11 protein-coding genes are annotated in these 13,687 nt (G+C 62.2%); 9 read left to right on the forward strand and 2 right to left on the reverse strand.

Features of this window, described 5'->3' with window-relative positions; genetic code table 11:
• Position 1: 1 nt before the first annotated feature.
• Positions 2-3,259 carry a hypothetical protein gene (locus CDV46_RS24965; RefSeq protein ID WP_176399186.1) on the forward strand — a complete coding sequence of 1,086 codons (3,258 nt, stop codon included), beginning with the start codon at positions 2-4 and terminating at the stop codon, positions 3,257-3,259.
• A gap of 37 nt (positions 3,260-3,296) precedes the next feature.
• Here the strand turns inward: CDV46_RS24965 and CDV46_RS24970 are convergent, their stop codons facing one another.
• Complete coding sequence (locus CDV46_RS24970) at positions 3,297-3,860, reverse strand: flavodoxin family protein (RefSeq protein WP_087725668.1); 564 nt, start codon at positions 3,858-3,860, stop codon at positions 3,297-3,299.
• 116 nt (positions 3,861-3,976) lie between these two features.
• Here CDV46_RS24970 and CDV46_RS24975 point away from each other — a divergent pair, with 116 nt between their 5' ends.
• Both CDV46_RS24975 and CDV46_RS24980 read left to right on the forward strand, forming a co-directional pair.
• On the forward strand, positions 3,977-4,372 hold the full coding sequence (locus CDV46_RS24975; RefSeq protein WP_087687605.1) for a winged helix-turn-helix transcriptional regulator: 396 nt from the start codon (positions 3,977-3,979) through the stop codon (positions 4,370-4,372).
• 72 nt (positions 4,373-4,444) lie between these two features.
• Positions 4,445-5,065, forward strand: coding sequence for a GNAT family N-acetyltransferase (locus tag CDV46_RS24980; RefSeq protein WP_087725670.1), 621 nt, complete (start codon positions 4,445-4,447; stop codon positions 5,063-5,065).
• Positions 5,066-5,083: 18 nt separating this feature from the next.
• On the opposite strand, the gene CDV46_RS24985 is transcribed toward CDV46_RS24980, so the two are convergent.
• On the reverse strand, positions 5,084-5,992 hold the full coding sequence (locus CDV46_RS24985; RefSeq protein WP_087687603.1) for a LysR substrate-binding domain-containing protein: 909 nt from the start codon (positions 5,990-5,992) through the stop codon (positions 5,084-5,086).
• Between the two features lie 180 nt (positions 5,993-6,172).
• Between CDV46_RS24985 and CDV46_RS24990 the strand changes: the two genes are divergently transcribed.
• The 6 genes from CDV46_RS24990 (at position 6,173) to CDV46_RS25015 (ending at position 13,588) form a co-directional block, all read left to right on the forward strand.
• Complete coding sequence (locus CDV46_RS24990) at positions 6,173-7,066, forward strand: amino acid ABC transporter permease (protein WP_087725672.1); 894 nt, start codon at positions 6,173-6,175, stop codon at positions 7,064-7,066.
• Entirely contained in the window at positions 7,063-7,872 is an 810-nt protein-coding gene (locus tag CDV46_RS24995) for an amino acid ABC transporter ATP-binding protein (RefSeq protein WP_369597126.1), read from the forward strand. Before CDV46_RS24990 ends, CDV46_RS24995 begins: the two co-directional genes overlap by 4 nt.
• 108 nt (positions 7,873-7,980) lie before the next feature.
• Positions 7,981-9,297, forward strand: coding sequence for an LLM class flavin-dependent oxidoreductase (locus tag CDV46_RS25000; protein WP_087725674.1), 1,317 nt, complete (start codon positions 7,981-7,983; stop codon positions 9,295-9,297).
• Positions 9,298-9,397: 100 nt separating this feature from the next.
• Positions 9,398-9,898 (forward strand): flavin reductase family protein, encoded by a 501-nt coding sequence (locus CDV46_RS25005; protein ID WP_087687599.1) that lies wholly within the window; start codon positions 9,398-9,400, stop codon positions 9,896-9,898.
• 35 nt (positions 9,899-9,933) lie between these two features.
• Positions 9,934-10,839 carry an ABC transporter substrate-binding protein gene (locus CDV46_RS25010; RefSeq protein ID WP_176399187.1) on the forward strand — a complete coding sequence of 302 codons (906 nt, stop codon included), beginning with the start codon at positions 9,934-9,936 and terminating at the stop codon, positions 10,837-10,839.
• 109 nt (positions 10,840-10,948) lie between these two features.
• Complete coding sequence (locus CDV46_RS25015; protein ID WP_087725678.1) at positions 10,949-13,588, forward strand: penicillin acylase family protein; 2,640 nt, start codon at positions 10,949-10,951, stop codon at positions 13,586-13,588.
• Positions 13,589-13,687 lie beyond the last annotated feature (99 nt).

The following is a 13,687-nucleotide window of genomic DNA, read 5'->3' on the forward strand; positions in this document are numbered from 1 at the left end:
TATGAGCATCCTGTTCTCCACCCACGGGTTCGCCCGCGCGTTTCGCCTGCATCGACTCTCCGGGCGGGCCAGTATCGCCGCACTGTGTACCGCACTCGCCGGGGCGATGCTGCCTGTGCAGGGGCACGCAACTGCGTCGGGCGCGATCGCGGCATCAGCGCCGCAGGCCGCTTCGGTTGCCGCATCATCTTCAGCCTCGCCGGCCTCCGCACCAGCGGCCTCATCTGCACCCGCGACCGTCACGACGCCATCGTCCGCATCGACCTCATCGGCAGCATCTGCCGCAGCGGTCGCGCCGGCCGTTGCCCCCGTCGTTGCGCCGAAGCCTGCGGCGCCGGTGACACCGACGGCGCCAGCAGCGCCTGTCGAGCCCGTGGCAGCCCCGGCCGCTATGTCCCCGGTGGCGCGCTCGGCGAACATGGCACCGCCCGTGGGCAGCGACGGCAAGCCGATGACACCACAAGACGCATGGCGCATCGTCAACACCGTGCAGGTCGCGCCGGAGCCGACGAGTGGTGCCGCCGCCGTCCTGATCTCGGCCGACGTCGTCCGCCATCTTGCGCCTGCCACCCGCCGCGCGATTCAACAGGCGCTGCTGACCATCTATTCGGACGACCCGGCGTACCTGCAAGCCTATCGAGAGAGCACACGTCCGCTGTCAGACAATCTGGTCGGCCCGATCACGCTGTCGTGGCTCAACCGGTTCTGGCTCGACTTCAAGATGCAGCCCGTGGGCAATCTGACCAACGCTTCAGTGCAGGCGTTACTGAAGTTCGCCACCATCGTGCGGGCACATCCGCAGTGGAAGACCGACCTCGTCGGCGCAGACCTCGGGCGCTGGATCGACGGTTTCGATCCCCGTGAGCAAGCGCGCTATTACCAGATCCGGCTCGCCGGTACCGACGACGAGATCGCGGCGATGCTGTGGCTCTACCATCTGGATACGGATGGCAAGCGCAATGCCGGGCCCGACCCCGACCGTGCGCTGCTGACGATCTACAACTACACGCTCGACGCGAATGACTTCCGCCTGCTGGCGTCCAAGTCGAAGGTGATCGACAAGCTCTCCGCGCTTCAGGACAAGGTCTATCTGAACCAGCCGCTGTTCGACGCGGCCGTACTCGACGCGCTCAAGGATCTGGGCACGCAAGCTGACGCGTATCTGCCCGAAGCCCGCGCCGCCGCCGTCACTACCACCTATCAACTGGCCGACATCTCGGTGCAGCAACTCCGGCAAGCCGGCCGTGTACCTGCGCCGATCATTGATGCCGTCTCAGGTTTGACTGAGGAATATGCCAGTCAGGCGGATTTCAACGAAGCCATTCTCGATGCCACTGCGGACATCAAGACGCCCGTCGACCCTTACGTCGCCGACATCATGCGCGCGGCGCAGACGCAAACCACCTACGTACTGACGCAGCAGGCGCTCGCCGAACTGGCCACGAGCCGCCGCAACGAGGCCGTGCCGCCGGTAGTGCTTGACATGCTCAAGGGGCTGCAAGGTCTGCAATACCCGCAGTTATGGCTGTTCGACCGGGCAGTGATGGCGCGTCTGCGTCAGGGTGTCGGCGCTTGCCCGACGGGTATCCCGGGCAGCGTGGCCGACGCGCGCAAGATTTCTGCCGAGCAGATGCAGCAACTGGCGGCGGTGCTCAAGGACCCGGCGCTGTTCGCACAACTCGATGCCCTCTGGAAGAAGGGCCAATGCAGCAACGTCGACGTGCTGTCGCTGCCGCAACTGTTGCAGACGCTGTACGACCGGTTCAGGCCGTCGCTCGTCGCCACGGCACGCAAGCGTCCGGCATTCGATCCGACGCGTCAGGTGCATTGGGACGGCAACGGTTGCGGCTGTGTGCTCGACCAACTGCAAGGCGAGATCTACGGCTTCTTTCCGTTCTGGATGGCCGGTCCCTCGCAAGTCGTCAATTTCAGCACGCTCACGAGCATCGGCTACTACGGCGCGACATTTGACGATACGGGCAAGCTGCAACAAGCCAACGACGGCCGGGACTTTGTCGAACTGGCGCAGGCCGGGGCGTCGTTGCCCGGCGATTTCGTCAGCGTTGCCCAGCGGCATCAGAGCAACGTGCAATGGGTGATTCAGCGCAACGACTGGCGCACGTGGGCGCGACTCGACAAGAACCGCAAGGAACAGGTGCTGGAGCGAGTGGGCGAAGACATCGTGCGCTTGCTCTCCACGCGGCTTCGTAACTGGACTGCAACGGTATCGAATCACCTGCCGTTCGGCGCGCGCTTCGCGCCGACCAATGGCGGCGGTGTGGTGATTTTCTTCGATGGGTATCCGGAGGACCCGGTGTCGGTGCAGGCGTTCAATCAGTTCATCGACCAACTGCGCACCAAGCTGCGCAAAGCGGGTGCGGGCGATCGCATCGACATCATGATGCGGCACGATCGGGTGGGCCACGGTGCCTATGACTACGAAAACCTGCTCAAGCTCGTCATGGAGAACGATCGCAATCCGTCGACCGATATGCTGGCGCGCGTCGAACGTGAGCGCAATCGCAGGCCTCACTTTCTGGTGCTGCTCGACGAGCCGACCACCGATTCCAAGAAGGCGCTTCGACTGTCGGTGGAAGGCGGCCTGCACGGCGAAGAGCGTCAGATGGTGTTGCGCCAGATCGTGCCGGTCATTACGTTCGACAACGACAACTGGCAGCAGCTTCAGGACGACATCATCTACGCGCAGGACAACTTCGGCGGCATCGGTTTCTGGCCGATGCCGATGCGTACCGACGCGAAGGCGGGAGACGCCGCGGGCGATAAGTCTGGTGGGGCGAGTGGTGCAGGGGCCGCCGACGCCACTGCTGCGACCGTGGCAGAACTTGACCCGACGCCGGGCGTGCAGGCTTGCACGATGACACGCAGTATCAGCGAATGTCTTGCCGACTACTATCAAAAGCCTGCGGGAGCGCAGGCCTCCGCCGTCTGCAAGACCGTATGCGAGAACCTGTATGCGTTCCGGCTGGCGACGAAGATTGTGTTGCTGCTTCTGCTCGGCTGTGCTGTGGCGTACTACGTATCGTGCCGCTGGCGTGAGCTCATGGCGCGCTATCGTCATGCCCCGGCAGTGGTGATCGCGGCAGTGTGGATTCTGCTCGCGCTGGCGCTGCTCTTCTGCGACCCGTTCCTGCGATGGCTGGCGCGCGGCTACATGATCCCGATCTTTCTGGTGCTGTTCATCATCGCGCTGATCGCCTGGTACCAGTACCAGTTGAAGGCGCGAGATGAACAGCCGTGAAGCCAGATAGACCGCCGGAAGGCGAGGGCGCTACGTCTTACTGGGCGGCGGCGTGCAGGCGGGACGCGACTTGCGCGACGCGTGCCGCATAGCGCTTGACCGTTTCGAGATCGCCGGTGGAGATCTCGTCGGTCGAGGCGTCGGACGGTGACTGCACCAGTGCGCCGACCGAACCGCCCAGATTGTTGATGTCTTCACGCGTGGCGGCCTTGGTGTTCGCAGGCAGCAAGCCGAGGCTGACCCAGATGCCGCCGTGCTGCGAGGCGAGCGTCTGCAAATAGATCAGCGTGACCTGCTTGTCGCCGTTCAGGCTCGCGCTGTTCGTGAAGCCGCCGAACACCTTGTCCTGCCAGCCGCGTCCGAACCATTGCTTGGACGACGCATCGGCAAACTTCTTGAACTGCCAAGGCACCGAGCCCATGTAGGTCGGCGTGCCGAAAATGATGGCCTGCGCTTGCGCCAGCGTGTCCCAACCCGCTTCGGTCACGATGCCGTCTTCGCTGATCTCGATGAGATCGGCGCCGCTGCCCTGTGCGGCCGCTTCGGCGGCACGCTTCGTATGTCCGTAGCCCGAAAAATAAACGATGGCCGTTTTTGCCATGACAACTCCTTACACATCGAGAAAATGCCGGATTGGCACTGGAGCGTCGATAGTATATTTTGTATAGCAGCCAAACAAGAAGTTACCTGGTGGTAACTGGTTACCGGAGGGATATCATGCCGCGCACTGCCGCGCTTGCGACGCCGAGCGAGATCGAGAGTCGTTACAACGTTTATATGGAAGGCTGTCCGGCCCGGCTGGTGTTCAGCCGGCTGGCGGACAAATGGTCGCTGCTGATCGTCAAGATTCTTCGGGACGACGTTCAGCGGTTCAACCAACTGCGTCGTGAAATTGGCGGCATCTCACCCAAGGCGCTAAGCCAGACGCTACAGAAGCTGGAGCGCGACGGGCTGGTGCATCGCGAGGCGTTCGCCACGGTGCCGGTGACCGTCGAATACTCGCTGACCGAACTCGGACACACGCTCTCGGAGCTGGTCGAGCCATTGGTCGCGTGGGCGGAAAACCACATCGAGGAAGTCTTGCGCTCCCAGAACAGTTTCGATGATCATTAACACCGCCCGTCGCAACGCGGGTTGTGCATCGAAAATCAGTCTTGTGAGCGTTTTGAAGGATCGGAATCTGTAATGGCAACGACCGGCTTTGAAGTTGACGATTTGCGCACCACGCTGGTGGGTAACAGCGTTGAACTGCACCCCCTTGAAGCCGGCCACCGGTCGGCATTGATCGATGCAGCCGCCGACGGCGAGCTATGGAACCTGAAGTTCACAGTCGTGCCCGGGCTCGAAACCATCGACGCCTATCTCGACAAGGCACTCAAGGGAAGAGAGGACGGCACCGTCATGCCGTTCGTGGTGGTGGCACGCGATACCGGCCGGGTGGTTGGCAGCACGCGGTTCTGGAAGATCGATCGCGCCAACCGGAAGCTGGAAATCGGCCATACGTGGCTCAGTCAGTCCGTCCAGCGCTCTCCCATCAACACCGAAGCCAAGTACTTGCTGCTGACGCACGCGTTCGACGTGATGCAGTGCGTGCGCGTGCAATTCACCACCGACGAAACCAACGAGAAATCCCGCGCCGCCATCCTTCGCATTGGCGCGACGCAGGAAGGCATTGTCCGGCACGAACGCATCATGCCCGACGGCCGCAAGCGCAACTCGGTGCGATTCAGCATCATCGATACCGAATGGCCTGAGGTGAAGGCCATGCTGGCCCGGAAACTGGCGGGCGGTACGCCACCCGCCTGACGCTTGCCCGGGCCGCCTTCAATTGGCCACCACGCCGTCGCCCAGCGTATCGAGCGCATACCGCCTGACATGGGCGACGAACGACTTAAGCAAGAGAGGCGTCGGCCGCTGTGACGGCGTGAGCACCGCCGTGTCGGTCAGGATAGCGGGCTCAAACGGCTTGAACACGACGCCGGTGCCGCGATAGCTCCACGCACTGAACGCGTCGATCACGGCCACGCCAGCCCCTGCTTCCACGAACGAACAGATCGCATACGAGATCTGGCTTTCCATCTGCATCTTCACTTCGACGCCATGGGCGGCGAGCAACGCATCGATCTGCAAGCGGGCTTCCACGCTTCTCGGGTGCGCCACAAAGCGCTCGCCTGCCAGATCCGCCGGTCCGATGACGTCATGCGAACACAGCCGGTGGCCCGCCGGTAACGCACACACCATCTTCGCGGCCACCAGCCGCTCGCCGTGCGACGTCGTCCGGTTGAGCGACAGTCTGGCAAAACCCACGTCGCACCGCTGTCCCATCACCATATCCACGATCGAGCGCGTCGAGTGCATGGCCATGGAGACGTGCGCCTCGGGGCGTGTCTTCAGGTAGTCCGCAATGGCATGCGGCAGAAACGACAGCGCCAGCGCGGGCGCCGCCGCGATATGCAGCGTGCCGCGCTGCAAGTTTCTGATCTCGTCCGCCGCCCGGGCAATCCGGTCCACACCGGCCAGTGATCGCTGTACTTCCTCGAACAACGCCTGCGCCTCGACCGTCGGGTAGAGCCGCCCCTTCACGCGATCGAACAGCCTGAACTTCAGCGAGCGCTCCAGATCGGCGAGCAACCGCGTAGTCGCGGGCTGCGAGATGTGGAGCATCTCGCTTGCCTGCGTCACCGTCTGGTGAAGCATCACCGCCCGGAACGCTTCCAACTGACGAATCTTCATCCATTCACCCAATAACAAAACATTATCGATTGCCGAAAAGAAAGCATTTCACAAGGGCTTTTTGAATTTCTAACCTTTCGCTATTCCCCATTCTATTTGGATGGATGCCGGAATCGCCAGCAATAACTAATTGTGCTGAAAGCGGGGTTAACCCCAACACTTTGGAGGGTGTCTCACCATATGAATAACGAAACCGTCTATCCACTTTCGGCGGCAAGGCGCGACGACAGCATCGACGGACCGCCCGCAACGCTGCGTATTCACGCGCGCCCCAAGAAGTCCGATTGGCTCTGGTACGGCCTGTCCGGTGTTGCGCTGGTGCTGTTCTATCAGGGTGTGATCGACAACCCGCGCTGGCAGTGGGACGTGGTCGCGCATTACTTCTTCAACGTCCGCGTGCTTGCCGGGCTCGCCAATACGTTGATCCTGACCGCGTTTGCCAGTGTGTTGGGGCTGGTGCTGGGCGGCATCGTTGCGGCTTGCCGGATGGCAGAGAACCCGGTGCTTCGCGGGGCGGCGCTCACCTACATCTGGATCATCCGCGCCACGCCCACGCTGGCGATGCTGCTGTTCCTGTTCTTCATCTCCGCGCTGGTCCCCCGCCTGTATCTGCCGATTCCGCTGTTGAACGTGAATCTGTTCGACATCGATACGAGCAACGTCATCTCGCGCTTCAGTGCCGCGATGATCGGGCTCGCGATCTACCTTGGCGGGCATAGCGCCGAGATCTTCCGCAGCGGGCTGGCGGCCGTCGACAAGGGGCAACGCGAGGCGTGCAAGGCCATGGGCATGAGCGACCTTCGCATGATGTGGCACGTGGTCATTCCGCAGGCCGTGCGCGTCATCATCCCGCCGCTCGCCAACGAGCTCATCACGATGTTCAAGAACACGTCGCTCGCGTCGGTAATCGGCTACGTCGAGTTGCTGACGACCGTGCAACTGATCTATTCGACGACCTTCGAAACCATCCCGCTGCTGACCGTGGCCTGTCTCTGGTACCTGCTGCTGACCAGTCTCGCGATGTGTGGGCAGAGCCTGCTTGAACGACGCTTCGGCAAAGGAGTGCAACGATGAGCGCGACACCCGAAAACCATTCCCTGCATGCCAATGCGAGTCACGAGCCGCTGCTTCAGATGCGCTCGGTGACGAAGCAGTTCGGCGAGTTCGTGGCGCTACACAGCATCGACTTCACGCTCTACAAGGGCGACGTGGTGGCCATCATCGGGCCATCGGGCTCGGGCAAGAGCACGTTGCTGCGATGCATGAACATGCTCGATCTCATCGATGCGGGCGAGGTGACGTTCAAGCGCGAAGTGCTCGGCAGCGAGTTGCGCGGCGCGCGGCGTGTGCGGTTACCGAACAAGGAGCTGGATCGCCAGCGCCGCTATTTCGGCATGGTGTTTCAGGGCTTTCACCTGTTTCCCCATTATTCGGCGCTCGAAAACGTGCTGGCCGGCCCGCGCATCGTGGGTGGCGCGGCGCGAAAGGACGTGCTGGAACGCGGCAAGTATCTGCTCGCCCGTGTCGGGCTTGCCGACAAGCTGCATCACTACCCGTCGCAACTCTCCGGCGGACAGAAGCAGCGCGTGGCAATTGCGCGCGCATTGGCGATGGACCCGGAAATCATGCTCTTCGACGAACCGACGAGCGCACTCGACCCTGAGCTCGTGAACGAAGTGCTCGACGTGATGAAGGAGCTGGCGATGTCCGGCACCACGATGGTGGTCGTCACGCACGAAATGGACTTCGCCCGCAAGGTCTCGAACCGGGTGGTCTTCATGGACGGCGGCCGCATCGTCGATCAGGGCTCCCCCGAACACATCTTTCAGGGCACCGGCACCGAGCGCAGCAAGCGCTTCGTGGCGAGCATTCGCGGGTAATGCCAACCGCATGGCGCGCCAATTTCAATCTCCTGACTTCAATCCTCCGACTTAAATCCTCCGACTTAAATCCTCCGACTTAAATCCTCTTATCCAACAGGACAAGCAATGGCACACGATGGAAAGATGAGACTCGGTCTCTCAATGCGTTATCTGGGCTATCACATGGCGGCATGGCGGCACCCCGAAGTACCGGCCGCCGGGGCCATCGACTTCAAGTATTTTCTCGACACGGCACGCAAGGCCGAAGCCGCCAAGTTCGACATGATCTTCTTCGCCGACGGGCTTGGCGTTCGTACGGCCGACAACCCCAAGGGCTCGGCGTCGCGCGACGCGAAAAATGCCGAACTCGAGCCGCTCACGCTGCTGGCGGCGCTCGGCGCGTGCACGTCGAACATCGGGCTGGTCGGCACTGCTTCGACCACATACAACGAACCCTTCCACATCGCGCGCAAATACGCGTCGATCGACCATATCAGCGGCGGTCGCGCGGGCTGGAACGTCGTGACGTCGTGGTCGCAGCAAGAGGCGTGGAACTTCAGCCGCGATGAGCATCTGGGTTATGAAGAGCGCTACGAGCGGGCCGACGAATTCGTCGATGTCGTAAAGAAGCTCTGGGATAGCTGGGAAGACGACGCGTTTCTGCGCGACAAGGCATCCGGCATCTTCTACGACGAAGCGAAGCTGCATGTACCGAACCACAAGGGCAAGCATTTCAGCGTGCGTGGCCCATTGAATTCGGCGCGTACGCCACAGGGCCGCCCGTTGATCGTGCAGGCGGGGGCGGCGGAAGCGGGGCGGGAGATTGCGGCGAAGAATGCCGACGTCGTCTACAGCGCATCGTTCGACATTCAGTCGGCCCGGAAGTACTACGCCGATTTGAAAGGACGCCTTGAAAAGTATGGCCGCACGCCGGATCAGTTGTTGATCATGCCGGGCCTGACGCCCTATGTCGGTCGCACGCGGCAGGAAGCGCAAGACAAGTTCGACCAGTTGCAGGAGCTGATCGACCCGCTGAGCGGATTGTCGATTCTGTACAGCACCTTGGGCGACCTCTCGGCCTACGATCTCGACGGGCCGGTGCCAGCACTCAGTTCGGGGCCGGTCAGCAGCATCGGCAACGGGCTGATCGAACTGGCGCATCGCGAGAACCTCACGATTCGGCAACTGTACAAAATGCGCGCCGCTGGCGGGCGTCAGTTGATCGGTACGGCGGAGGACATCGTTGACGACATGGAGGCGTGGTTCCGGGAGGGGGCCGCCGATGGCTTCAACCTTTGTCCCGCGACGCTGCCCGGTGGACTGGACGACTTCGTCGCGCTGATTCTGCCGGAGTTGCGCCGGCGCGGCCTGTTCCGCGAGGAGTATGCGGCAAGCACGCTGCGCGGCAATCTCGGCCTCAACCCCTTGCGGTTCGGTGACTGAACGGACTGACGGCCGTGATCGCGCAGGCTGCGCGCCCACGGCCGGATCACGCATTCGCCGCCCCGCCCAATTTCGAGCAAGAGATACCAGAGGTAAGCCCATGACCGCCCAAGTTTCTGCTGACGTCTTTCGCCACGCGATGACGTGCTTCGCCAGCGGCATCACCGCCATCACCACACAGGAGGCCGGTGTGCCGTTCGGCCTGATCGCCACCTCCGTTTGCAGCCTGTCCGCAGACCCCGCCACGATTCTCGTGTGTGTCAACAAGACGGCGTCGGCGCACGACGTCATTCTGCGCACGCAACGGTTCGCCGTGAACCTGCTGTCCGCGCAACACCTGAGCGTTGCCAAGCGTTTTACCTCGCTGCGCGGTGCCGAGCGTTTCGACGCCGAACATTGGCAGGGCGGCAAGCTGGATGTCCCGACGCTCGTTGATGCTGTCGTTGTGTTCGAGTGCCGGCTTGCGAAGGTGCACGACGGGTTCACTCACAGCATCATCGTCGGCGAGATTACCGAGGCAAGCGTCAACGATGAGGGCGCATCGGACTGCCTGCTCTGGCATCACCGCGACTTTGCGCGCAGCACGCAGCAGGCGGCGTGATGCGGCACCTGTCCTCACTTTCCTCGCGAGGTTCCATGCGCATTACCCTTCGAATTCCCGCCGCCACGGCGATTGCCACCACGGCATGTCTTCTTGCGCTATTCGGTGGCGTGAGCCACGTGCGCGCAGCCGAGGCGCCTCCTGTCGCCAATATCAAGGCCGACGACAAGCTCGCAGCGATGGTGCCGAAATACTATCGGGACCACGGCACGCTCACGGCTGGCGTGAACCCCGACGTCGCACCGATCAAGTTCGTCAACGGCGACGGCGAGATCGTGGGCTTTACGCCGGAGCTGCTGTCGGCGGCGGCGCAGGTGCTGGGTCTGAAGATCAAGCTCGCGCAATCGTCGTTCGACGCGCTGATTCCGGGGCTGAGTGCGAGCCGCTTCGACGTGCTGCTCTCGTTGGCTGACTTTTCCGCCCGCCAGAAAGTCGTGACCTTCGTCGACTACCTCGACATGGGGTTGACGGTGGTGACAACGCCCGCGAGCGCCATCACCGTGAAGTCACCCGACGATCTATGCGGTTTGCAATTGGCTTTGCCACGCGGCACGGCGTCGATGGAAAAGGCGAGGGCGCTTAGCGACAAGTGTGTCGGCAATGGCAAGAAGCCGTTGACGATCGCCACGTATCCCGACTCGAACATGACGATGCTGTCGTTGTCGACGGGCGCCAGTCAGGTCGCGTGGGTCGACTCGCCGGTAGGCTATTACAACGCCACCCGATTTCCGGCGAAGTACAAGATCGTGCACTACAACCGGGAAGCGCCCTATGGCATCGGCTTCGGTGTCGACGAAAAGGGCAAGCAATTGGCGCTCGCTATCCAACAGGCGCTCATCAAGCTTCAGAAGGACGGCGTCTACGATGCGCTGATGAAGAAATGGGGGCTGGATATCAAAGATGCCAAGCCGTTGTTTCCGATCAACGGCGGAGAGCGGTGAAAGCCGAGATACTTAACATATCAACGGTCGGTGAATTAATTAACCGACCGGTCGGTTTTTGTTGTGATAACGTCAATGCGCTCTACCCATAAGAACTACGGAGACATTGATGACTTTGCCTTCCCGCTCGCCGCGCGGTCTGTCGCTCGCGCTCGCCGTTTCCCTTCTGAGTCTTTCGTTCGCCGGGCCGGTGGTCGCCAAGACCGCGACCGCCAGCGACAATGCCGTTGGCACAAGCGGCGTCTCGCCAGCCGGCAAGGCTGTGCCGGGGCGCGCTGACGTCACGATCAAGCGTGACGAGTTCGGTGTGCCGCACATCTATGCGGCGACGACTTACGCGCTGTTCTACGGCTACGGTTACGCGGTGGCACAAGACCGTCTGTTCCAGATGGAGATGGCACGCCGGAGCACGCAAGGCACCGTGTCGGAAGTGCTGGGCGAGAAGTTCGTGGATTTCGACAAGTCGATCCGTGGCAACTACTGGCCCGCGTCGATCCGGCGCCAGTTGGCCGATCTGCCGCAGCGGGAGCGCGACATCGTCGAGGGATACGCCGCCGGCATGAATGCGTGGATTGCCCAAGTGCGCGCGCAACCGGACAAGCGCATGCCGAAGCAATTCAACGACTTCGGTTTCCAGCCATCCAACTGGGACGCCTTCGACGTGGCGATGGTTTTCGTCGGAACGATGGCCAACCGGTTCTCCGACGCGACCAGCGAGATTGATAACTTGGCGCTGGTGACGGCGCTCAAGGACAAATACGGCGCTGACAAGGGCATGGCGCTGTTCAACGAACTCAAGTGGATCGTGAACCCCGATGCGCCGACGACCATTCCGGCATCGGAAGGCGTTTATCCGGTCAAGGTCGGTCCGCTGTCCAAAGTAGCGGCCGCCGCAACGCAGCCGCTCGCGCGCTACGATGGCCCCGCGCCGATGCTGGCACGTCTCGCACGCGACAGCGATGGCGCGTTGCTGCATCAGACGCCCGAGGCCAACGCGGCAACGATGCTCGCCCAGTTCGCCGAATACGGCCAGCCGGGGCCTGCCGGGTTCCCGACGACCAGCAACATGTGGATCGTCGGCAAGAACAAAGCCCGCGATGCCAGCGCCATCATGCTCAACGGCCCGCAGTTCGGCTGGTTTGCCCCCGCGTACACCTACGGCATCGGTTTGCATGGCGCAGGCTTCGATCTGGTCGGCAATACGCCGTTCGGTTACCCCTGCATTCTGTTCGGCCACAACGGCAAGATTTCTTGGGGTTCCACGGCGGGTTTCGGCGATGACATCGACATGTTCGCCGAGAAGCTCGATCCGGCGAATCCGAATCGCTACTTCCATAACGGCCAATGGCACGACATGGAAAAGCGCGTCGAGATCATCCGCGTGAAAGGCGGTGCACCAGTCGTGCAGGAGGTCTATCGCACAGTGCACGGCATTGTCATGCAGCGTGACGACAAGCAACACATCGCTTATGCAAAAGCGCGCGCATGGGATGGCCTTGAAGTGCAATCGTTGCTCGCGTGGACGCATCAGGCCGAGGCGCAAGACTGGAAGTCATGGACCGCGCAGGCCGCGCGTCATGCACTGACCATCAACTGGTACTACGCCGATACGGCCGGCAATATCGGTTACGTGCATACGGGCGCGTATCCGGATCGCCGCCCGGGCCATGATCCTCGTTTGCCGGTGCCGGGCACCGGGGAATGGGACTGGAAGGGATTGCTGCCGTTCTCGACCAACCCGAAGGTCTACAACCCGAAGCAGGGCTGGATCGCCAATTGGAATAATTCGCCGCAGAAGGGCTATCCGGCAAGCGACCTGTTCGCGTTCGTGTGGGGTGGTGCCGATCGCGTGGTCGAGATTGACGAGCGCATCAAGGCGCACGACAAGCTGAACGTCGACGACATGTGGCAGATCCTGAAGGAGACGAGTGCGGTCGACGTGAATCGTCGTCACTTTCTGCCGTTCATTGAGCGCGCGACGGCCAACCTGCCCGCCACTGATGCCCGCCGTCAGCTGGCATTGCAATTGGCGAAGTGGGACGGCCTGAATCGTGATCCGCAGCACACCGGGCATTACGATACGGCAGGCCCGGCGATCATGGACGCGTGGCTCACCGCCATGCTCAAGCGCACGCTGGGCGAAGTGGTGCCCGCGCCGTACGACAAATGGTTCCTCGCCAGCGGCTATGCCACGCCGCAGGACGGACCGACGGGCTCGGCCAACATCGGTAACGGCAGCAAGGTGCTGTACGAAGGTCTGCGGGGCGACAAGGCAGGTGTGCCGCAGACCTTCGATATCTTCGGTGGCAAGCGGCAGGACGATGTGATTCTCGCCGCGCTGGACGATACCGTCACCGCACTCAAGTCCCGGCTGGGTCCCGACATGACGACATGGCGCGCGCCGACGGTGCCGTTGACCTTCCGCGCCAACAACTTCTTTGGCGTGCCGCAAGCGAACGCCGGAGAAGCGGTGCGCACGCCCGTCTACATGAACCGTGGCACTGAGAACGATCTCATCGTGTTTGGCCCGAACGGCGCACGCGGCAAGATCGCAGCTTACGACGTGGTGGCGCCGGGGCAGAGCGGCTTCGTCGCACCTGACGGCACGCCATCGCCGCACTACGCCGATCAGGTCGAGATGTACACCACGTTCGGGCGCAAGCCGCTGTGGCATGACAACGCGGACGTGAATCGCACCACCAAGTCCGTCGAGCACCTGCGCATCGCGCCCGAGGCCGTTAGCCAGTAGAGCCGAAGCGGTCGTGGTTGTGGATCAAGGCGCCGATGTGATTGGCGCCTTGATCCGGCACATGAAAACTAATATGATTAGGCAATTATCTAAATCGGT

The sequence above is a fragment of the Pandoraea sp. PE-S2T-3 genome, assembly GCF_002179965.1.
Classification (GTDB): domain Bacteria; phylum Pseudomonadota; class Gammaproteobacteria; order Burkholderiales; family Burkholderiaceae; genus Pandoraea.

Excerpts from the sequence above, each read along its gene's own strand:
- CDV46_RS24990 (WP_087725672.1), top strand. The coding sequence starts at position 6,173 with ATGAATAACGAAACCGTCTATCCACTTTCGGCGGCAAGGCGCGACGAC.
- CDV46_RS24975 (WP_087687605.1), top strand. The coding sequence starts at position 3,977 with ATGCCGCGCACTGCCGCGCTTGCGACGCCGAGCGAGATCGAGAGTCGT.
- CDV46_RS25000 (WP_087725674.1), top strand. The coding sequence starts at position 7,981 with ATGGCACACGATGGAAAGATGAGACTCGGTCTCTCAATGCGTTATCTG.
- CDV46_RS24995 (WP_369597126.1), top strand. The coding sequence starts at position 7,063 with ATGAGCGCGACACCCGAAAACCATTCCCTGCATGCCAATGCGAGTCAC.
- CDV46_RS24985 (WP_087687603.1), bottom strand. The coding sequence starts at position 5,992 with ATGAAGATTCGTCAGTTGGAAGCGTTCCGGGCGGTGATGCTTCACCAG.
- CDV46_RS25015 (WP_087725678.1), top strand. The coding sequence starts at position 10,949 with ATGACTTTGCCTTCCCGCTCGCCGCGCGGTCTGTCGCTCGCGCTCGCC.
- CDV46_RS24970 (WP_087725668.1), bottom strand. The coding sequence starts at position 3,860 with ATGGCAAAAACGGCCATCGTTTATTTTTCGGGCTACGGACATACGAAG.
- CDV46_RS25010 (WP_176399187.1), top strand. The coding sequence starts at position 9,934 with ATGCGCATTACCCTTCGAATTCCCGCCGCCACGGCGATTGCCACCACG.
- CDV46_RS24965 (WP_176399186.1), top strand. The coding sequence starts at position 2 with ATGAGCATCCTGTTCTCCACCCACGGGTTCGCCCGCGCGTTTCGCCTG.
- CDV46_RS25005 (WP_087687599.1), top strand. The coding sequence starts at position 9,398 with ATGACCGCCCAAGTTTCTGCTGACGTCTTTCGCCACGCGATGACGTGC.
- CDV46_RS24980 (WP_087725670.1), top strand. The coding sequence starts at position 4,445 with ATGGCAACGACCGGCTTTGAAGTTGACGATTTGCGCACCACGCTGGTG.